Below are 18,294 nucleotides of genomic sequence, written 5' to 3'. Positions count from 1 at the left end.
GCCGCGGAGGCCACAATGCCCGATAATGGGGGCATGACCATCCGCCTGAACAAACATATCGCCGAAACCGGCTTCTGCTCCCGCCGCGAGGCCGACCGGCTGCTCAGCGAGCGCCGCGTTACTGTCAATGGCCACGTTGCCGGTACGGGCGCGGTGGTTGGCGAAGAGGACAAGATCCTCATCGACGGGCAGCCGCTTCGCGTGCGCCAGGCCAGCAAGCCCGGCGGCCGTCGCCATGTCTACATCGTGCTGAACAAGCCGGTCGGCATCACCTGCACCACCGAAAGCTCGGTAAAGGGCAACATCGTCGAGTTCGTCGGCCACGAACAGCGGATCTTCCCGATCGGGCGCCTGGACAAGGATTCCGAAGGGCTGATCCTGATGACCAGCAACGGTGACATCGTCAACCAGATCCTGCGCGCCGAGAATGGCCACCAGAAGGAATACCTGGTGGCCGTCAACAAGCCGGTCACCGACGAGTTCCTGCGCGGGATGGCCCGCGGTGTGCGGCTGCATGACCAGACCACGTTGCCCTGCCGGACCTCGAAGCTGGCCAAGTTCGGTTTCCGCATCACCCTGCAGCAGGGGCTCAACCGACAGATCCGGCTGATGTCCGCGCACTTTGGCTTCCGCGTCACGCAGCTGCGGCGCGTACGCATCGACAACATCAAGATCGGTGCGCTCAAGCCCGGCCAGTGGCGCAACCTCAGCGAGCAGGAACTGCGCGGCCTGCTGCCCGGCCAGCAGGACTGGTAAACGCGGCGAAGCACGCCGCGAAGCAGCGGGTCCATGGCCTGCTGCTTTCCTCTAGACTTGATCCCGGTCCCATCCCCCGAGCGCTGGATGATCAAGCCCGCCAAGCCTGCCAACGAAGCGCAGCGTCTCGATGCGCTGCAACGCTATCGCATCCTCGACTCGGAAAAAGAAAAGTCCTTCGAAGACCTGGTCACCGTCGCCCGTGCGGTGGCAGGCACGTCGATGGCGGCCGTGACGCTCATCGATGCCGAGCGGCAGTGGTTCAAGTCGATCCAGGGCACCCAGGTGTCCGAGCTGTCGCGTGACGAGTCCATGTGCGGGCACGCCATCCTGCGGCCGCAGGAAATCATGGTGGTCGAAGACGCGCGGCTTGACGCGCGCTTTCATGACAACCCGATCGTGACGGGTGATCCTCGCGTACGGTTCTACGCCGGCGCGCCACTGGTCAGCAACGATGGCCAGCCGCTGGGTACGCTGTGCGTGTTCGATCCGCAACCGCACCGGCTCGACGCCGACAAGGCCGAGGCCCTGTCCGCCTTGTCACGCCAGGTGATGGTGGTCATGGAGCTGCGTCGCTTCGCGCTGGATATCCAGCAGCACATGCTGGAGCGGGATGATTACGAGAAACTGCTCAGCGACTACCACGACGTACTGCTGGCGCAGAACGCGGACCTGGCCGAACAGAGCCGCACCGACGCCTTGACGGGCCTACCGAACCGGCGTGCGATGGCACTGGCGTTGGACGCGGCGGTGACCACCCGCGATGGCCAGCCGCGGCAGACCTGCGTGGCCCTGCTCGACATCGATCACTTCAAGCGCATCAACGATTTCCAGGGGCATGCCACCGGCGATCGCGTGCTGTCCGAACTGGGTGCGCTGCTGCGTTCCCACTTCGCCGGGGCAGGCCTGGCAGCCCGCTACGGCGGCGAGGAATTCGTCGTGCTGCTGCCGGACACCGACCTGCGCATGGCCGAAGTGCAGTGCGAGTTCCTGCGCACGGCAGTGGCCGACCTGCCATTGGGCTTCCCCGTCACGGTCAGCATCGGCGTAGCGGCACACCGCAGCGGCGACAGCACCGACCACACGGTCGAGCGTGCCGACGCCGCCCTGTACCGGGCCAAGGCCGCCGGCCGCAACCGGGTGGAGACCGCCCCGTAAAAAAGGGGACGGAGGGGATTAAGTCGTTTTTGACCTCTTTGGGGTCATAAACGACTTAATCCCCTCCGTCCCCTTTTTTCCTCAGTCCGCGATGTTGCGGGCTTCTGCGGTACCGAGGATCTCGGGGTGCTGGACGGGGCGGCGACGGTTGAGCAGGGGATGCAGGAACACCGCGCCGATGATCACCGCGACGCCGACGTAGAACCAGCCGGCGACTTCGTGTTGTTCGCGTAGCAGGACCACGGCGAGGATCACCGCGTAGACCGGCTCCAGGTTGGTCACCAGCTGTACGGTGTACGCACTGAGGTGACGCAGCGCCACCAGGGCCAGGGCGAACGGCAACAGCGTGCAGACACCCGCCAGCAGCAGCAGCAACAGGCCGTCATGCAGGTCTGGCATTACCCACAGCGGGCTGGCCAAGGCAGGCAGCAGGTAGGGCATCAGCGGGGCCAGCAGGGTCAGGGTCAGCGTGCCCGCACCCAGCTCCAGTGCAGTGACGGTAAGCGGGTCGGCATGGCTGACCATGCGCTTGTTGAGCGAACCGAACACGGCGACCAGTACCGCCGACATCGCGCCGACCAGTACCCCCACCCGCATGCCCTCCGGCACGCCGCCGACCACCAGTGCCACGCCGGGCAGCACCGCGATGCCGAACACCAGTTCGCGGACCTGGAACGGGCGTTTGGCCACCCAGGGTTCGATGATGGAGGTGAACACCGGCGCCAGTGCGATGCAGGTAGCGGCAACGGACGCGTTGGCCAGCTTCACCGCCCCGTAGAACGTCAGCCAGTGCAGCGCGACCAGGGCGCCGATGCCCGAATAGGCTGCCACGACCCGCCATGGCAGGGTGCGCAGCCCGCGCCATACCCGCGGCAGCAGCGCCAGCATCGCCACCACCAGCAGCATGCGCCACCACACCAGCGGCAGGGCCGGCAGGGTGATCAGCTTGCCGAGGATGGCCGTGATTCCCCACAGCAGTACACAGAAATGAATCTGGAAAAGGGCTTTGCGGGTGTCAGGGCTGCTCATCGCGATATTGTGCGGCAAGCAGGGCTCTGCGGCGATGGGTCAGCGTGCGTCGCAGCGCTGTTGCAGGGCCATCGCGGCGGCAGGATTGCGTGCCTTCGCCGCGCCGATGCACAGCAGATAGACCTCGCGCGGTGCTTGAGCGGCTGCGGCCGCAATCAACGGAAGGTCATCCACGGGCCGTCCAGTTGCCCAGGCCTGCGCCCTTGCGACCCAGCGCTGCTGTGCCGGCGCGGGAAGGCCGGCCTTCAGGCGGGCCTGGCTGCGCTTGATGCGGACATAGGCGAAGTCGGCGGTCAGGTCACCGTGCAGCGGGACGTCATCGCTGTCTTCGATGACCAACGCGATATCGTGCCGGCGTGCCGCGGTGATCAGCGCGGCGTCCACTGCAGCGGGGTTGCGCACTTCCAGGGCGTGCTGCAGCTTCACACCCTGCAACGAGGCGGGGAGCGTGGCGACGAATGCCGCAAGCGCATCGGCGTCAGCGGAATGATCGGGGGCGAACTGCCACAGCAGCGGGCCCAGCCGGTCACCCAGGGCGAGTGCGGCCTGCAGGAAGGGCTGCGCGGCATCGGCCACGCCGGACAGGTCCCGCCGCTGCACCAGGTAACGCGGTGCCTTCATTGAGAAACGGAAGCCCTCTGGCGTCTGCGCCGCCCATTGCGCGCATTGGGCGGGGCTGGGCGTGCGGTAGAACGTGCCGTTGATTTCGATGCAGCGCAGGGCTCGGCTGGCGAAGGCCAGCTCTTCGCGCTGCACCAGGCCGTCGGGATAGAACATGCCGCCGCGCCATTCCGGGAACACCCAGCCGCCGATGCCACAGCGTATCGGTGCGGCGCTCACTGCGATGCATCCGTGTGCCAGGGGTCATAGCTGCCAAACCACCACAGGTGGCCTTCCGGATCGGCACAGGCATAGCCGCGCCCGCCGTAGGGTTGGTCCGCCAGATCCATGACGATCCGCGCACCTGCAGCGACCGCATGGGTGAAGTGCGCATCGACGTCGCTGACGATCACGCAGGCACTCTGGGTCTGACGGCCGCCGAGGTCGGCTGGATGCACGGCGTGCCGCGACCACTCCCCCTCATTACCGGCCGAGGCCAGCATGAGCATGCCCCCGCCGTAGACCAACTGCGCGTGGTGAACCGTATCGCCGTCGGCGAAGACGGCCTGTGCCTGGAAACCGAACGCGCGCTGCAGCCAGGCGATGGCCGCCGGGGCATCGCGGTAGCGCAGGCAGGGAATGATGGTCGAACCGGCAGTGGCCTGTGCATGGTCTGGCATGGCACCCTCCTTTGGCACAGGAAGGCTGCGCTGTGCGCCGTTACCATCCTGAGAAATCCCGGCGGCCCTGCACGGTGCCGCCACTCCCGTCTGGAGACTGTGCGTGATGATGCGTTTGATTGGAGGCGTGATGCTGATGGCCTGTGCAACGCTGGCGGGTGCGGCAAGTCCGCCGCCCCTGCAGGACCTGGATGCCACCGTGGAGCGCGTACGCGAGCGCTTCGACGTGCCGGGCATCGCCGTGGCCGTGGTGAAGGACGGAAAGATCGTCCTGGAGCGTGGCTGGGGCGTGCGCGAGCAGGGCCGCCCTGAGCCGGTGCAGGCCGACACGCTGTTCGCCATCGCGTCCAACACCAAGGCGTTCACCGCGCTCTCGCTGAACCTGCTGGCCGAAGAGGGCAAGCTGAAGATGGACGACAAGGTGACCGAGCACCTGCCGGCCTTCCGTATGTCCGATCCCTTCGTGACCAGCCAGATGACCGTGCGCGATCTGTTGTCGCACCGCAGCGGGCTGAGCCTGGGTGCGGGGGACCTGCTGTTCTGGCCGACTACCACGTACCGCAATGCCGACGTCGTGGAACGCCTGGGCAAGGTCCCGCTGAAGGGAGGCTTCCGTGAGCGCTACGCCTACGACAACATTCTGTACGCCGTGGCGCAGCAGGTGATTGAAAAAGTATCCGGCCAGTCTTACCAGGCCTTCCTGCAGCAGCGCATTTTCGACAAGGTCGGCATGGCCGGCACGCGGTACAACGCGGACCACCTGCACGCGGGGGACCAGGCTGCGGTGGGCCACGCAAAGTTCGACTTCACCGATCTGCGCACGGTCGCGCCGTTGACGTGGCAGAACAATGCCGGCGCAGGCGGTATCTATTCCAGCGTGCACGACATGGCGCGCTGGATGCAGGTGCAGTTGGCGCACGGCACGCTGCCCGATGGCACCGCGCTGTTCAGCGCGAAAAGCCAGCAGCAGATGTGGCAGATGATCACCCCGCAGGTGGTCGCCGAACCGACGGTGCCGGAGCTGCTGCCGGCGCGACCGAACTTCGCCGGCTATGGCGAGGGCTGGAGTCTGAGCGATTACCAGGGACAGAAACTGGTCTGGCATACCGGGGGATGGCCCGGCATGGTCTCGCGGGTGACCTTGGTGCCCGAGGCGAATCTGGGCGTGGTCGTACTGACCAATCAAGAAGTGGGTGCGGCCTTCAACGCGATTACCCTGAGCGTGCTGGATGCGTATCTGGGACGCAGCGGGCATGACTGGGTGGATGCCTACGGCAAGGCCGTGGACAAGGGACGCGGCAAGGCGGACGAGGCGTGGGCGAAGCACCAGGCCGCGCGTGATCGGACCAGCCGGCCATCGCTACCGCGGGACGCCTACGCCGCTACGTACCGGGATAGCTGGTATGGCGACATGCACATCTCACGCAACGGCAAGGTGCTGCGCCTGCAGTTCGACAAGACGCCGCAGCTGGTCGGCACGCTGGAACATTGGCAGCACGACACGTTCATCGTGCGCTGGGATGATCGTTCGCTCAATGCCGACGCGTTCGTGAACTTCAGCCTGGATCCGGATGGAAAGGTGCGCGATGTGCGCATGCAGGCGATATCCGAGCTGACCGACTTCAGCTTCGACTTCCAGGATCTGCTGTTCGTGCCGCAAGGGTGATGCACACTCGGGGGTGACGGGCCCGGCGGCCGTCACTACCGGGCATGCGCTTGGTGGGATAATCAGCGGGTTCCCGTGCTGTGAGCGACTGTGATGTTCCGCTGGTTTGAATCCCTGATCCCGGTGTTTCCGCCGGTGGACAAGCGCACGCCGCCGCGCAGCGTGGTGAAGTTCTATCTGTTCTATCTGCGTCCGGTATGGCCGGTGCTGTTGGCCACGCTGGTCGCCGGTCTGCTGCTGGCGCTGGTGGAAGTTGCGATGTTCGACTTCCTCGGTCGCATCGTCGACATGGTGGCCGAGCAGCCCGGCGCGGGATTCTTCCAGCGCCATGCGCAGGATCTGATCTGGATGGTGGTGGTGTGTGTCATCGCCCGTCCGGTGCTGGTGGGCCTGCACAACCTGCTCGTCAACCAGGCGATCGTGCCGGGCCTGAGCAACCGCTCCCGTTGGCTGATGCACAACTACGTCGTGCGGCAGAGCCTGACGTTCTTCCAGAATGATTTCGCCGGCAGCATGGCCAACCGGGTGATGCAGACGGGCACTTCGCTGCGCGAATCGGCGGTGCAGATGGTCGACTCGCTCTGGTACATCGTGGTCTACACCGGCACCGCGCTGTTCCTGTTCGCGCAGGCCGACTGGCGGCTGATGATTCCGCTGCTGCTGTGGATGCTGGCCTACGCGGTGATCATGGTGTACTTCGTGCCGCGTGCGAAGGAGCGCGCATGGATCGCCTCGGAAGCGCGATCCAAGGCAATGGGTCGCATCGTGGATGGCTATACCAATATTCCGACGCTGAAGCTGTTCGCCCACGGGGGGCGCGAGCAGGCGTACGTGGCAGAGGCAATCGAAGAACTGGCGGTCAAGCACCGTCGGCAGACGCGCATCACCAGTGGCATGGACCTGACCATCGCCATCGTCAACGGCTTCCTGATTGCCGGCACCTGCGGACTGGCGTTGTGGCTGTGGAACGACGGGCTGATCACCGTCGGTGCGATCACCCTGGCCACCGGTCTGGTGATCCGCATCCACAACATGTCCGGCTGGATCATGTGGACCATCAACGGCATCTTCGAAGACATCGGCACGGTGCAGGACGGCATCACCACGATCTCCCAACCGCTGACCGTGCAGGATCGCGATGATGCGCCCGCGCTCACCGTGAGTGCGGGCGGCGTGCATTTCCAGAACATCCACTTCCACTATGGCAAACGTGGGGGCGTGATCGACGGGTTGGACCTGCAGGTGAAGCCGGGCGAGAAAATTGGTCTGGTCGGACCGTCGGGTGCGGGCAAGTCGACACTGGTCAACGTGCTGCTGCGGCTGTATGACCTGGAAAGCGGACGCATCGTCATCGACGGCCAGGACATCGCTTCGGTGACACAGGAAAGCCTGCGTGGACAGATCGGCGTGGTCACCCAGGATACGTCGCTGCTGCATCGTTCGATCCGCGACAATCTGCTGTATGGCCGGCCCGAGGCGACCGACGACGCGGTGCGCGCGGCGGTGGCGAAGGCGCGTGCCGATGGCTTCATCGAGTCGTTGGTGGATGCGCAGGGGCGCAAGGGGTATGACGCGCTGGTGGGCGAGCGCGGCGTCAAACTGTCCGGTGGCCAGCGCCAGCGCATCGCCATTGCCCGCGTGTTGCTGAAGGACGCGCCCATCCTGGTGCTGGACGAGGCAACGTCGGCATTGGATTCGGAGGTGGAAGCCGCGATCCAGGACAACCTGGACGAGCTGATGGCGGGCAAGACGGTGATCGCCATCGCGCACCGCCTGTCGACCATCGCCCGGATGGACAGGCTGGTGGTGATGGACCAAGGCCGGATCGTCGAAACGGGCACGCACGCAGAGCTGGTGGAGGCCGGTGGCCTGTATGCGCGGTTGTGGGCACGGCAGACCGGCGGCTTTGTTGCCGCCGAGGGCTGAAAGGGTTGCGCCGAGCATGGCTCGGCGCATTCCGTCCGCCACCGCGATGTCTGACCCAGACCGCGCTGCGCGCTCGCCGAGCATGGCTCGGCGCTAACGGTTCGGTTGGCGTTACTCGATCGGCTGGTCCAGCATCAGCTGGCGCGCGAAGCGCACCGGCGGCGCGCCGTAGGACAGCATCTTGTCGTGGTACGCCTTCAGGTTGAACTGGTCGCCCAGTTTTTCCTGCGCGGCCTTGCGGGTGTCGAAGTGCTCCTGCGCGCCGACGAAGTAGGTCGGCAGCTGCGCCGACGTCAACTGTGCGCGCACCCACTTGCCCGATGCTTCGCTGTCCTGCTGGAAGGCATCGTGGGTCATCAAGTGCATCGCCTGTTCGCGCGTCCAGTTGTCCACGTGCACGCCTTGGTCCAGGATCGCGTTGGAAATGGTGCGCAGGTAGAACTTCAGCTGCACCAGGTGGAACAGCGGGTCGTTATCCAGGTAGCCCTGTTCCTGCATCATGCGTTCGGTGTAGACCGCCCAGCCTTCGGCGAACAGGCCCGAACGCAGCACCGCGCGCAGGGTCGATGGGAACTTGGCCGAATGCCAGCCTTCGAGGTAGTGGCCCGGGGTGCCTTCGTGGATGCTCAGCAGGTGGATCATGCGTGAGTTGTATTCACGCAGGAACGAGTCGACCTGCTTCTGGTCCCAGTCGTCCGGGATCGGCGACACGGCGTAGAAGGTCTTCAGGTTCTTGTCCAGCGGACCGGGTGAATCGCAGTAGGCCACCGCCACGCCGCGCTGGAACTCCGGCATCAGGATGATGTCCACCGGCGCATCGGGCAGGGTCATCAGGTCATGCTCGCGGACGAACGCAGTGGATTGGTCCAGCGCCGCCTTGGCATCGTCCACCACCTTGTCGCGCGCCGGCTTGTCCGCATAGGCAAGTTCCAGCGCGGCTTCGATGGCTTTCTGCTGCTGCTCGTCGCTCGGGTTGGCCGGCATCTGCGGCGCGCCGGGCTTGTCCTTCAGCACGGTCTGGGCGATGCCATACATGTCCTGGCGCACGCGCTTGAGCTCGGCACGCGCACGCTCGCCGATCTCCTGCCGCGACAGCGACGAGTTCAGCGCAAACTTCAGCTTCTGGTCGTACAGCTCAGCACCCACGCGGAACTCACCCTTGGCATTGGGCACCAGCGTCTTGTCCAGCCACTGCTGCTGCTCGTCCACGGCCTTCTTCAAGCCATCGATGGCCGCCTGCAGGCGCTGCTGGTCGGCTTGCGGCAGTTCGCCGATGTGCGGGGTGATGAAGGTATCGACGATGCTGAGGATGCCGCGGTTCTGCTTGGCCACCGTTTCAGCATGGATCTTCGGCACGCGGGCCGGATCGAGGTTCTCGCGGGCCTGGGCGAAGATCGCCGGGATCTTCTCCATGCGCGCGGTGGCCGACTTCAGGCGCTCAGGCAGCGGGGCGAACTCACGTGCCATCAGGCCGTAGATCGCGCTGCCGGCCAGACCGTTGTACATCTGCGGGTCCCACTTGGACGACTGCAGAACTTCCGCATTCCAGATATCGGACTGCAACTGGTTGCGCAGGATTGCCGCATCCACCTGGTTCTCGCGGCCCAGCTTGGCCACGTCCATTGTGTCCAGCTCGGCGAGCAGGCCCTTGTAGGCGGCGAGCGTTTTCTGCTGGCCCGCGGCGCTGAGGTCATCGATCTCGCTGTCGAACCGGTGGTCACCGATCTGCGTGGCACCGACCGGTGACCGCTGCATCCAGCTGTCCAGGGAGCGCTTGGACAGGTCGGCGAAGGCCGCATCGGCGGTGGCCGCCCCTGCCTGGGCCGGGGCGGCGGCGGGCGTGCTGGCGGAGGGAGCGTCGGTCTGCTGGCAGCCACCAAGGGCGGCGATCAGGGCGAGGGCAAGAAGATGCGGGCGCATCGGCAATCCTGTATTCGGGTCAATGCCCAAGCATAGGCTGGCCCCGGTGCGCTGTCTGCGTGCCAAAGGATTACCATCGTCGCATTCCCGTGCGGAGGTGTGTCATGCAGTACGAAGGAAGTTGCCATTGCGGCCGGATTGCGTTCACCGTGCAGGCTGAAGCGCCGATCACCGATGTCATCGACTGCAACTGTTCGCTGTGCCGTCGGCGCGGCGGCCTGCTGTGGTTCGCCGCCCGTGACGCGCTGGTGCTGTCCAGCGATCCGGCGCAGCTGGCGACCTACCAGTTCAACAAGCACCACCTGCATCATCACCATTGCGCCCACTGCGGCATCGCGCCGTTCAGCGAAGGGGTCGATCCGCGCAGCGGTCAGGCCATGGCGGCGGTGAACGTGCGTTGCCTGCCGGGTCTTGCGCTGGATGGCCTATCAGTCACCGCCTTCAATGGAGCCGATGCGTGAGCCTTCCTGTAACGCGACGTGGCTTGGGTATCGGTGCGGCATTGTTCACGCTGATGCTCGCCGGGTGTGGCAAGCCGGGGATGGCCGATGCCGGCGGCGCTGGCGCGGGCGCCGTGGCTTCTCCCGAAGGCGCATCACTGGCCTACGAGCACGATCTGGACATCCGCCTGGAGGCGATGCAGATCGGTCCGCGCGTGAAGCAGATCGCCGACGCGTGCCAATCCGCGCGCTTCGGCGACTGTGCTGTGCTGCAGGTGGGGCAGCAGGGGGGTGACTATCCGACCGGCTCCATCCGTGTCCGCATCGCGCCGAAGGGCGTGGAGCCGATCATCGGCCTGGCGGGGCAGGGCGGCGAGGTGTCCTCACGCAATACGCATGCAGAAGATCTTGCCCAGCAGGTCGCCGATACCGCGCTGGCCAAGGCGCGTCTGCAGAAAGAGCATGAGCGGTTGCTCGCTTACCAGGACAGCAAGGACATCAAGTTGGCGGACTTGCTGGTGATCACGCAGCGCCTGTCGGAGATCGAGGCGGGCGTCGAACAGGCGAACAAGGATGCGGCGCAGCAGCGCAGGCGCATCGATACGCAGCTGGTGACGATGCAGTTCAACACCCCGTCGGGGCAGCGCAGCCGAAGCGAAATCGGCCAGGCGTGGCGTGAATCGGGCACCATCCTGACCAACAGCGTGGCCTTCCTTATCCGTGCTGTGGCAGCGCTGCTGCCGGTCGCGGTGGTGCTGGGTCTGGTGGGGTGGATCGGCGTGCGCCTGTGGCGTTGGCGCCGACGCCGGAAGGCCTGACCGCCGGAAGCCCGGAGGGGGCGCCACACCGAGCTTGGCGCCCCTTGCCCAGAATCAGCCTTCGTCGGTTTCGTACTCGACGAACACATCGAGCTCCAACGCGAGCTCCTGCACGGCATCGCGCACTTTCTGCGCGGTGGCCTCATTGCCTACCTCGACCTCCAGTTCGTGGCTGCCGGGGCCCATGTCGTCGGACAGGCCGGCGGAGCTGGAATCATCGTCGTCCATCTTCGGCATCAGGTCGTCGGTTTCTTCAACATGCTCGATGCCTTCGATACCGAGCAGCAGATCGCTGATGGCACGTGCATCGTCTTCGCTACCGGTGATTCGCAGTCGCAACATGGCCATGGGGCGTTTCCTCATTGAATGCAGGCACCCAGCCTAGCCAGCAGATGGAAAAAAGCGGGTGAGGGTGGCGCATGCAGGACGGTAGCGGCGACGGGTAGAGCCGACTTCAGTCGGCTGCGCACACGATGCAGCCGACTAAAGTCGGCTCTACCGTCGGCTGCGCACACCATGCGGCCGACTGAAGTCGGCTCTACCGTCGGCGCGGAACGCCACGCAGCCGACTGAAGTCGGCTCTACCCGTGAGCCCGTCCAGCCCCGCCGGTGGGGTTACCGCACCGGCACCGGGATGTTGCAGAGGTCGATATGTCCGGCTGGACGCTTGTAGAAATCGTCCACGCGGTTGCGGCGCGCTTCCACCGTCGCCGCAAACGTCTTCGACTCGGTACGCAGGACCTGGATCGGCGTGCGCTCTGCTTCAGGCACCTCGCTGACGCGGCGTATCGAGATGATCGGGGTACGCTGCGCCGCATCCGCGTAGAAGCCCATCGGCGCCGGGCCACGAGGCAGTGCGCTCAGCAGTTCCATGCCCTTCAGCACGCGCCCCACGACGGTGATGTTGCGATCCAGTTGGCGTGGCGACTGGCCGGTGACGACGTACAGCTCCGCACCGATGCTGCTGTCTTCGTCGTTGTTGCGGCCTGCACCCAGTGCGCCGTAGCAATGCGCAAGCCATGCCTTGCCCGCCTTGGGGTCCGCGCCAGTCGCGAAGCCATCGACGAACCCCGTACGTGCCGCCCAGCCATCGCGGTCAGGCAGCGCGCTGAAGGCCAGCCCGACACTGGGGCGCTCGAACTCGGCGGGGAGCTTGCGTGCGGCCGATCCGAGCGGCTTTGCTTTCCCCGCATCATCCGCGTCTGCATCGCCGAACTGCACCACGAAGTTGTCCTGCGCGCGGTAGATGCTGGTGCCGTTCCAGAACGCCTCATGGGCGAGGGTCTGGATATTGGCGACGTGGCGCGGGGCGAATTGCGGCGCCAGTTCAAGGATTACCCGTCCCGTCGGCAGATCCATGTACAGCAGGTTGGCCGGGTCCGGCGTGCGCCAGTCACTCGCCGGGGCCGCGTCGAGGATCTGCTGCGGGCTGCGGTACGGCGTGGCGGCAGTGGCCAGGGAGGCGAGCGCACACGCTGCAAGCGCAAGGCCAAGAGCCAACTGAACAGGGCGACGATCCATGACGAGCCTTTTGACGAGGAGCCTTTGATTCTGCCATCAGACCTGCGCAGCGCACAGCCGCCGGGTAATGCCATCGGGTAACGCCATGGGCTGAACGCTGTCGGTAAAACGCCATGGGGTAAACGCTGTCGGGCAAACGCCGTCGGGCAAACGCCGTGCGGTAGAGCCGACTTCAGTCGGCTGCTCCAACCGCCAGCCGGCTGAAGCCGGCTCTACCCCCGGGGCGCCGCAGGCCATCGACAGCCCGGCGCCGACAGCGAACGCAAAAGGACACCGTGACCAATGACATCTTTCACTACTCCGAACTTCACACTACTGTTCACTTCAACGTAGTGGAGCAGCCGCCATGGTCGATGAAGAGGTCCAGCTGAAGAAGTTCCAGAAGGAGCTCAGTGCGGGGACCGTATCGCTGGCGCTGATGGCCGTGTTGGCCAAGGCACCGGAGCCGTTGTACGGCTACCTGATCGCCAAGGAGCTGGAGCAGGTGGGCGAGGGCGTGCTGAGTGGCAAGCAGAGCGCCCTGTACCCGGTGCTGCGCAATCTGGAAGGCGCCGGGTTGCTGGAAAGTCACGTGGAGCCGTCCAGCAGTGGACCACCGCGTCGCTACTACCGCATGAACGAGCAGGGACGCGCCGTGCTGGAGCAATGGATCCAGGCATGGCGTGCCACCCGCGATTCCGTCGATTCCGTACTGGAGGGCGTACTGCAATGAACACCGAACACACCCTGGGCAGGACCCTGCCAGCGACCATTCCCGACTACCTGGTGCAGTTGCGCGCAGCACTGCGAGGCGCCGACCCGGCGATGGTGCAGGACGCGTTGTATGACGCCGAGGAATACCTGCGTTCGGAGCTGGCTGCACAGCCGGGCCGCAGCGAAGCGGAGGTGATCGCCGACGTCGCCGGCAGCTACGGTGCGCCGGACGAAGTGGCCGATATCTACCGCGAAACGGAGATCACCGTCAGCCGTGCGCTGCGTACGCCCAGTACGCCGCTCGGTACCCGGGTGGTGGCTGCGCAGGTCGCGCCTTCGGTTACGCCGGCAGCCAGCATCACCCCGCCGAATGGCCGGGACGGTGACCCGTCGCCACCGCCGTCGCGTTCGCTCGCTGCGCGCTTCTTCGGCGTCGTGGTGGATCCGCACACCTACGGCGCGCTGCTCTACATGCTGCTCTCGCTGGCCACGGGCACGTTCTTCTTTACGTGGGTGGTCACCGGGCTGTCGTTGTCGGTGGGGCTGCTGATCCTGATCATCGGCATTCCGGTCGCCGTGCTGTTCTTCGGCTCGGTTCGCGGCCTGGCGTTGCTGGAAGGACGGTTGGTAGAGGCGCTGCTGGGCGAGCGCATGCCGCGGCGCCCGCGTTACAGCGACCGCAGTCGCAGCTGGCTGCAGCGGATCGGTGACATGTTCACCGACGGGCGCACGTGGCTGACCTTGCTGTACTTCGTGTTGATGCTGCCGCTGGGCATCGTGTATTTCACCGTGGCCACTACGCTGCTGGCGGTGTCGCTGGCCTTCATCTGGTCACCGGTAGCGGCGTTGGTGCCGGGCGATTATTCCGGCTTGACGATCCAAGGCCTGCCCCTGTTGGAGGGCGCATGGGCCACGCCGGTCCTCGCAGTCGTCGGTGTGCTGTTGCTGTTTGCCACGCTGCATCTGGCACGCGGCGTGGGGCGTCTGCACGGCACGCTGGCAAAGCATCTGCTGGTGCGGCTATAACGCCGAGCCTTGCTCGGCGGCTGTCCGGTCCGGGCCCTTGGCGTGTGATACCGGCCGCGCTGCGCGCTCGCCGAGCGTGGCTCGGCGCTACCAGTGCGATCCCGCGTTTGTTGTTTGCGTTCCAGTGCCGTCGCGCGGCAGGGTAGCGCCGAGCCGTGCTCGGCGGCTTTCCGGTCCGGGACCTTGGCGTGTGATACCGGCCGCGCTGCGCGCTTGCCGAGCGTGGCTCGGCGCTACGGGATGATGCTCAGCCGGCTTTCCGCCGCAGCGGGGTGACGTTGCTCTTCTTCTTCGGCTTCGACGCTGCCGGTGCTTCGGCATTGGCAGCGAAGAAATCACGCACCTTCGGGTACACCACTTCACGCCAGCGGCGGCCGCTGAAGATGCCGTAATGACCCGCGCCTTCCACGATGAAGTGTTCGCGGCGGCTGGCATCGATGCCCGTGCACAGCGATTGCGCCGCTTCGGTCTGCCCCAGTCCCGCGATATCGTCCAGCTCGCCTTCGATGCTCAACAGCGCGGTATCGCGGATCGCCGACGGATCCACCTTTTCGCCCTTGATGAACCACTCCCCGCGCGGCAGCAGGAAGTCCTGGAAGACCACGCTGATGGTGTCCAGGTAATACTGCGCCGGCATGTCCAGCACGGCGTTGTACTCGTCGTAGAAACGACGGTGCGCGTCGGCATCTTCCAGATCGCCCTTCACCAGATCGGTGTAGAAATCCCAGTGCGAACTGAAGTGCCGGTTCGGGTTCATGGACAGGAAGCCGGCGTGCTGCAGGAAGCCCGGATACACGCGGCGACCCGCACCGGGATAACCCGGCGGCACCGTGTGGATGACGTTGTTTTCAAACCAGGACAACGGATTCTGGGTGGCCAGGTTGTTCACGGCGGTGGGGCTGCAGCGCGCATCGATGGGTCCCCCCATCATCACCAGCGACTTCGGCGTGGGTTCGCCGCGGCTGGCCATCAGCGAAACCGCCGCCAGCACGGGCACGGTGGGCTGGCAGACGCTGACCACATGCAGGCGCTCCACGCCAAGGTGGCGGATGAACTCCTGGATATAGTCGACGTAATCTTCAAGGCCGAACTCGCCTTCGCTGCCAGGCACCATGCGCGCGTCGACCCAGTCGGTGACATACACCCGGTGATCCCGCAACAGCGTGCGCACCGTATCGCGCAGCAGCGTCGCGTGGTGGCCGGACAACGGTGCAACGACCAGCACGAACGGCTGGTTCAACATCGTGTGCAACTGGTCGGCTTCGTTGCTATGACGCTTGAACCGCAGCAGCTTGCAGAACGGCTTGCTGACTTCTTCGTGGACCACGATCGGCACGCGTTCGCCATCCACGTCGATTTCGTTGATGCCCCACTCCGGCTTTTCGTAATCCTTGCCCACGCGATGAAACAGCTCGTTCATCGCGGCCAGCCGGTCGGCACCGGGCATCTGCGACCACCAGTGGCCGGGATTGTTGAAGAAGTGGGCATTGGCCTGCGCCTGATGCACCCAAGGGGCGAGCAGGTTGCGGGTCAGTTCGTGCAGTTGGTAGAGCATACTGACTCAATATGTATGGTCATATGTTGCCGCGCAGCATAACCGATCAGGCCGGCCGGTATATTAATTGGGCGCGGCAAGGCGGGCCGCTGGCCCTCATGCCTTTTCCAGCGCGGATGCATCCGTTGCCAACGGCGGTCCGAGCCAGCAATGCGAGCCAACGGGCACCAGGCCCTGTTTGCCCAGCTCGCGCCGGTACCAACGGGCCGGACGTGCGTGGAAACCCTCATGATCGCCTTCGAAATCGTCTTCCGCGGCAAAGGTTTCGAGGAACGCCACGCCACCGGTGAGCTCACCCAGCCCAGCCATGCCTGCGCGCAGTTCGCGGTCGGGCACGTAATGCATCACGTCCGAGCAGATGAGCAGGTCGACCGGTGCACACGGCCGCAGCCACGCGAAGTCACCGAAGGCCGCAGGACGCAGGTTGCGCGTGCGGCCATAGCGCTGCACGGCGTAATCGCTGCTGTCGAAACCGAGGTAGTGCAGTTTTGGGCGCAGTTTCAGCAGTGGCGCGCGCCACGCGCCTTCGCCACACCCGATATCCAACACGGTGCGGATCGGCCGCTCCAGGTAGTACTCGGCGGTGGCGACGGCCAGGGCCTCCTTGCGCGCCAAGCGGGCGCTACCGCCGATGTCGGCGCGGCTGTACCAATGCTGGAAATAGGCGGCGTCGTAGGTCTTGTCCATGTACGTGGGTCTGCGCATCGGTGAAAATGGCGTTCATCCTACGCCAGCCACCGGAGCAAGCGCATGCAGTCGTACTTCTGGGTCAAGACTTTCCATCTCGTGTTCGTGGTGGCATGGATGGCGACGGTGTTCTACCTGCCGCGCATCCTGGTGAACATTGCCGAGACCGCCGGGCAGGTTGCGGTGAGCGAGCGCCTGCAGCTGATGGGGCGGCGCCTTTATCGCTTCGGGCACGCGATGTTCGGTCTGGCCTTCGTGCTGGGGCTGGTCCTGTGGATGGGATATCGAATGATTCCGGATTTCCCCACGATGGTGGCGCCGGGCGGTGCCGGTTGGTTGCATGCGAAGTTGGGTCTGGTGGTACTGCTGCTGGCCTATTTCATCTGGACCGGGCGCCTGCTCAAAGGCGTGGCCAAGGGCCGCGCGCTGCCCTCGCCGGTCGCATTGCGCTGGATCAACGAAATCCCGTTGCTGGCCTTCATCCCGATTGTCTGGCTGGTGGTGGCCAAGCCGTTCTGACGAGTTGCTGCCGCCGGGCCTCGCACGGTGGCGCCGAGCCACGCTCGGCGAGCGCGCAGCGCGGCCTGTGTCAGGTGTGGGGGTGCCGGATCGAAAAGCCGCCGAGCACGGCTCGGCGCTACCAGTGCAAGTGCAGCGCGCTGCGGGCCGGACCGCAACGGTAGCGCCGAGCCACGCTCGGCGAGCGCGGAGCGCGGTCTGTGTCAGGTGTGGGGGGGCCGGAACGAAGTGCCGCCGAGCACGGCTCGGCGCTACCCGTGCACGTGCAGCGCGCTGCCGTCCGGGCCGCGACCGTAGCGCCGAGCCACGCTGGGCGAGTGCGCAGCGCGGCCGCGGTTTACGCGGCTTCGTACGTACCGTAGCTGCGTAGACGCGTATAGCGTCGGGCCAGCAGTTCGTCGGTCGGCAGGGCCTGCAGGGCGTCCAGCTCGTTCAGCAGCACGGCCTTCAGGCGCTTGGCCATCTGGTTGGGGTTGCGATGGGCGCCGCCGGTGGGCTCGCGCACCACTTTGTCGATCAACCCCAGGCCCTTCAACCGCGGCGCGGTCATGCCCAGCTGCTCGGCGGCTTCCTTGGCCTTGCCTGCGTCCTTCCACAGGATCGAGGCGCAGCCTTCCGGCGTGATGGTCGAGTACACGCTGTATTCCAGCATGATCGTCCGATCACCTACGCCCAGCGCCAACGCGCCGCCGGAGCCGCCTTCGCCGATCACCGTGCAGATCACCGGCACTTTCAGCTCGGCCATCTCCAGCAGGTTGCGGGCGATCGCTTCGGACTGGCCACGGGATTCGGCATCGATGCCCGGCCATGCGCCGGCGGTGTCGATCAGGGTCAGCACCGGCAGGCCGAAACGCTCTGCCATCTTCATCAGGCGCAGTGCCTTGCGGTAGCCCTCCGGCTTGGGCATGCCGAAGTTGCGCTTGATCTTTTCCTTGGTGTCACGGCCCTTCTGGTGACCGATCAGCATCACCGAACGGCCGCCGATGCGGGCCAGGCCGCCCATGATCGCCTTGTCATCGGCGAACGCGCGGTCACCGGCCAGTTCCTGGAACTCGTCGCAGAACAGGCGGATGTAGTCCGCGGTATACGGACGCGACGGGTGCCGGGCGAGCTGCAGGATCTGCCAGGTGGTCAGGTTGCGGAAGATCTGCGCGGTGCGCACGCGCAGCTTGTCGCGCAAGGTATTCACTTCGGCTTCGACGTTGACCGCCGGACCGGCACTGGCGCTGCGCAGTTCCTGGATCTTGGCTTCCAGGTCGGCGATGGGTTGCTCGAAGTCGAGGTAGTTCGGATTCATCGG

At 65.6% G+C, this 18,294-nt stretch carries 18 protein-coding genes; 9 read left to right on the top strand and 9 right to left on the bottom strand.

Going from position 1 to position 18,294, the window contains the following annotated elements:
* Positions 1–33 precede the first annotated feature (33 nt).
* Both ICJ04_RS12745 and ICJ04_RS12740 read left to right on the top strand, forming a co-directional pair.
* Complete coding sequence (locus ICJ04_RS12745) at positions 34–756, top strand: pseudouridine synthase (RefSeq protein WP_188324600.1); 723 nt, start codon at positions 34–36, stop codon at positions 754–756.
* An 87-nt stretch (positions 757–843) separates the two neighbouring features.
* Positions 844–1,914: a sensor domain-containing diguanylate cyclase gene (locus ICJ04_RS12740; protein WP_188324599.1), complete on the top strand. Its 1,071-nt coding sequence runs from the start codon at positions 844–846 to the stop codon at positions 1,912–1,914.
* Between the two features lie 81 nt (positions 1,915–1,995).
* Here the strand turns inward: ICJ04_RS12740 and ICJ04_RS12735 are convergent, their stop codons facing one another.
* Genes ICJ04_RS12735 through ICJ04_RS12725 form a run of 3 tightly spaced genes read right to left on the bottom strand, consistent with a single transcriptional unit; the run spans position 1,996 to position 4,223 of the window.
* Positions 1,996–2,943, bottom strand: a complete 948-nt coding sequence (locus ICJ04_RS12735) for a DMT family transporter (RefSeq protein ID WP_188324598.1) — start codon at positions 2,941–2,943, stop codon at positions 1,996–1,998.
* Between the two features lie 39 nt (positions 2,944–2,982).
* A complete protein-coding gene (locus tag ICJ04_RS12730) occupies positions 2,983–3,783 on the bottom strand; it encodes a DUF72 domain-containing protein (protein ID WP_223202881.1) in 801 nt (266 codons plus the stop codon).
* The gene (locus tag ICJ04_RS12725; protein WP_188324597.1) at positions 3,780–4,223 is read right to left on the bottom strand and encodes a VOC family protein; all 444 of its coding nucleotides are present in this window, start codon (positions 4,221–4,223) and stop codon (positions 3,780–3,782) included. Before ICJ04_RS12725 ends, ICJ04_RS12730 begins: the two co-directional genes overlap by 4 nt.
* Before the next feature lie 106 nt (positions 4,224–4,329).
* On the opposite strand from ICJ04_RS12725, the gene ICJ04_RS12720 reads away from it, so the two are divergent.
* Positions 4,330–5,889 (top strand): serine hydrolase, encoded by a 1,560-nt coding sequence (locus ICJ04_RS12720; protein WP_188324596.1) that lies wholly within the window; start codon positions 4,330–4,332, stop codon positions 5,887–5,889.
* 93 nt (positions 5,890–5,982) lie between these two features.
* On the top strand, positions 5,983–7,815 hold the full coding sequence (gene smrA, locus ICJ04_RS12715) for a multidrug efflux ABC transporter SmrA (RefSeq protein ID WP_188324595.1): 1,833 nt from the start codon (positions 5,983–5,985) through the stop codon (positions 7,813–7,815).
* 111 nt (positions 7,816–7,926) lie between these two features.
* On the opposite strand, the gene ICJ04_RS12710 is transcribed toward smrA, so the two are convergent.
* On the bottom strand, positions 7,927–9,735 hold the full coding sequence (locus ICJ04_RS12710; RefSeq protein WP_188324594.1) for a DUF885 domain-containing protein: 1,809 nt from the start codon (positions 9,733–9,735) through the stop codon (positions 7,927–7,929).
* 104 nt (positions 9,736–9,839) lie between these two features.
* Here ICJ04_RS12710 and ICJ04_RS12705 point away from each other — a divergent pair, with 104 nt between their 5' ends.
* Positions 9,840–10,196, top strand: coding sequence for a GFA family protein (locus tag ICJ04_RS12705; RefSeq protein ID WP_188324593.1), 357 nt, complete (start codon positions 9,840–9,842; stop codon positions 10,194–10,196).
* A 53-nt stretch (positions 10,197–10,249) separates the two neighbouring features.
* On the top strand, positions 10,250–10,993 hold the full coding sequence (locus tag ICJ04_RS12700; protein ID WP_188327324.1) for a DUF4349 domain-containing protein: 744 nt from the start codon (positions 10,250–10,252) through the stop codon (positions 10,991–10,993).
* A 54-nt stretch (positions 10,994–11,047) separates the two neighbouring features.
* Here the strand turns inward: ICJ04_RS12700 and ICJ04_RS12695 are convergent, their stop codons facing one another.
* The gene (locus ICJ04_RS12695; RefSeq protein WP_188324592.1) at positions 11,048–11,341 is read right to left on the bottom strand and encodes a hypothetical protein; all 294 of its coding nucleotides are present in this window, start codon (positions 11,339–11,341) and stop codon (positions 11,048–11,050) included.
* A 267-nt stretch (positions 11,342–11,608) separates the two neighbouring features.
* Complete coding sequence (locus tag ICJ04_RS12690; protein ID WP_188324591.1) at positions 11,609–12,514, bottom strand: peptidylprolyl isomerase; 906 nt, start codon at positions 12,512–12,514, stop codon at positions 11,609–11,611.
* Between the two features lie 346 nt (positions 12,515–12,860).
* Between ICJ04_RS12690 and ICJ04_RS12685 the strand changes: the two genes are divergently transcribed.
* Both ICJ04_RS12685 and ICJ04_RS12680 read left to right on the top strand, forming a co-directional pair.
* Positions 12,861–13,226 (top strand): PadR family transcriptional regulator, encoded by a 366-nt coding sequence (locus ICJ04_RS12685; RefSeq protein ID WP_188324590.1) that lies wholly within the window; start codon positions 12,861–12,863, stop codon positions 13,224–13,226.
* The gene (locus tag ICJ04_RS12680) at positions 13,223–14,233 is read left to right on the top strand and encodes a sensor domain-containing protein (RefSeq protein WP_188324589.1); all 1,011 of its coding nucleotides are present in this window, start codon (positions 13,223–13,225) and stop codon (positions 14,231–14,233) included. Before ICJ04_RS12685 ends, ICJ04_RS12680 begins: the two co-directional genes overlap by 4 nt.
* Positions 14,234–14,480: 247 nt before the next feature.
* Here ICJ04_RS12680 and phaZ read toward each other — a convergent pair whose 3' ends face one another.
* Positions 14,481–15,788 carry a polyhydroxyalkanoate depolymerase gene (gene phaZ, locus ICJ04_RS12675; protein ID WP_188324588.1) on the bottom strand — a complete coding sequence of 436 codons (1,308 nt, stop codon included), beginning with the start codon at positions 15,786–15,788 and terminating at the stop codon, positions 14,481–14,483.
* A gap of 96 nt (positions 15,789–15,884) precedes the next feature.
* Positions 15,885–16,475, bottom strand: coding sequence for a class I SAM-dependent methyltransferase (locus tag ICJ04_RS12670; RefSeq protein ID WP_188327323.1), 591 nt, complete (start codon positions 16,473–16,475; stop codon positions 15,885–15,887).
* A gap of 63 nt (positions 16,476–16,538) precedes the next feature.
* Here ICJ04_RS12670 and ICJ04_RS12665 point away from each other — a divergent pair, with 63 nt between their 5' ends.
* Positions 16,539–16,994, top strand: a complete 456-nt coding sequence (locus ICJ04_RS12665) for a CopD family protein (protein WP_188324587.1) — start codon at positions 16,539–16,541, stop codon at positions 16,992–16,994.
* A 337-nt stretch (positions 16,995–17,331) separates the two neighbouring features.
* On the opposite strand, the gene ICJ04_RS12660 is transcribed toward ICJ04_RS12665, so the two are convergent.
* On the bottom strand, positions 17,332–18,291 hold the full coding sequence (locus tag ICJ04_RS12660) for an acetyl-CoA carboxylase carboxyltransferase subunit alpha (RefSeq protein ID WP_188324586.1): 960 nt from the start codon (positions 18,289–18,291) through the stop codon (positions 17,332–17,334).
* Between the last annotated feature and the right edge of the window lie 3 nt (positions 18,292–18,294).

The sequence above is a fragment of the Stenotrophomonas sp. 169 genome (assembly GCF_014621775.1).
Classification (GTDB): domain Bacteria; phylum Pseudomonadota; class Gammaproteobacteria; order Xanthomonadales; family Xanthomonadaceae; genus Stenotrophomonas.
This window is presented reverse-complemented; position numbering and strand designations above follow the sequence as displayed.

Bases quoted from the DNA above. Each gene is read 5' to 3' on its own strand.
- ICJ04_RS12745 (WP_188324600.1), top strand. From the start codon at position 34: ATGACCATCCGCCTGAACAAACATATCGCCGAAACCGGCTTCTGCTCC.
- ICJ04_RS12740 (WP_188324599.1), top strand. From the start codon at position 844: ATGATCAAGCCCGCCAAGCCTGCCAACGAAGCGCAGCGTCTCGATGCG.
- ICJ04_RS12735 (WP_188324598.1), bottom strand. From the start codon at position 2,943: ATGAGCAGCCCTGACACCCGCAAAGCCCTTTTCCAGATTCATTTCTGT.
- ICJ04_RS12725 (WP_188324597.1), bottom strand. From the start codon at position 4,223: ATGCCAGACCATGCACAGGCCACTGCCGGTTCGACCATCATTCCCTGC.
- ICJ04_RS12720 (WP_188324596.1), top strand. From the start codon at position 4,330: ATGATGCGTTTGATTGGAGGCGTGATGCTGATGGCCTGTGCAACGCTG.
- smrA (WP_188324595.1), top strand. From the start codon at position 5,983: ATGTTCCGCTGGTTTGAATCCCTGATCCCGGTGTTTCCGCCGGTGGAC.
- ICJ04_RS12710 (WP_188324594.1), bottom strand. From the start codon at position 9,735: ATGCGCCCGCATCTTCTTGCCCTCGCCCTGATCGCCGCCCTTGGTGGC.
- ICJ04_RS12705 (WP_188324593.1), top strand. From the start codon at position 9,840: ATGCAGTACGAAGGAAGTTGCCATTGCGGCCGGATTGCGTTCACCGTG.
- ICJ04_RS12700 (WP_188327324.1), top strand. From the start codon at position 10,250: ATGCTCGCCGGGTGTGGCAAGCCGGGGATGGCCGATGCCGGCGGCGCT.
- ICJ04_RS12695 (WP_188324592.1), bottom strand. From the start codon at position 11,341: ATGGCCATGTTGCGACTGCGAATCACCGGTAGCGAAGACGATGCACGT.
- ICJ04_RS12690 (WP_188324591.1), bottom strand. From the start codon at position 12,514: ATGGATCGTCGCCCTGTTCAGTTGGCTCTTGGCCTTGCGCTTGCAGCG.
- ICJ04_RS12685 (WP_188324590.1), top strand. From the start codon at position 12,861: ATGGTCGATGAAGAGGTCCAGCTGAAGAAGTTCCAGAAGGAGCTCAGT.
- ICJ04_RS12680 (WP_188324589.1), top strand. From the start codon at position 13,223: ATGAACACCGAACACACCCTGGGCAGGACCCTGCCAGCGACCATTCCC.
- phaZ (WP_188324588.1), bottom strand. From the start codon at position 15,788: ATGCTCTACCAACTGCACGAACTGACCCGCAACCTGCTCGCCCCTTGG.
- ICJ04_RS12670 (WP_188327323.1), bottom strand. From the start codon at position 16,475: ATGGACAAGACCTACGACGCCGCCTATTTCCAGCATTGGTACAGCCGC.
- ICJ04_RS12665 (WP_188324587.1), top strand. From the start codon at position 16,539: ATGCAGTCGTACTTCTGGGTCAAGACTTTCCATCTCGTGTTCGTGGTG.
- ICJ04_RS12660 (WP_188324586.1), bottom strand. From the start codon at position 18,291: ATGAATCCGAACTACCTCGACTTCGAGCAACCCATCGCCGACCTGGAA.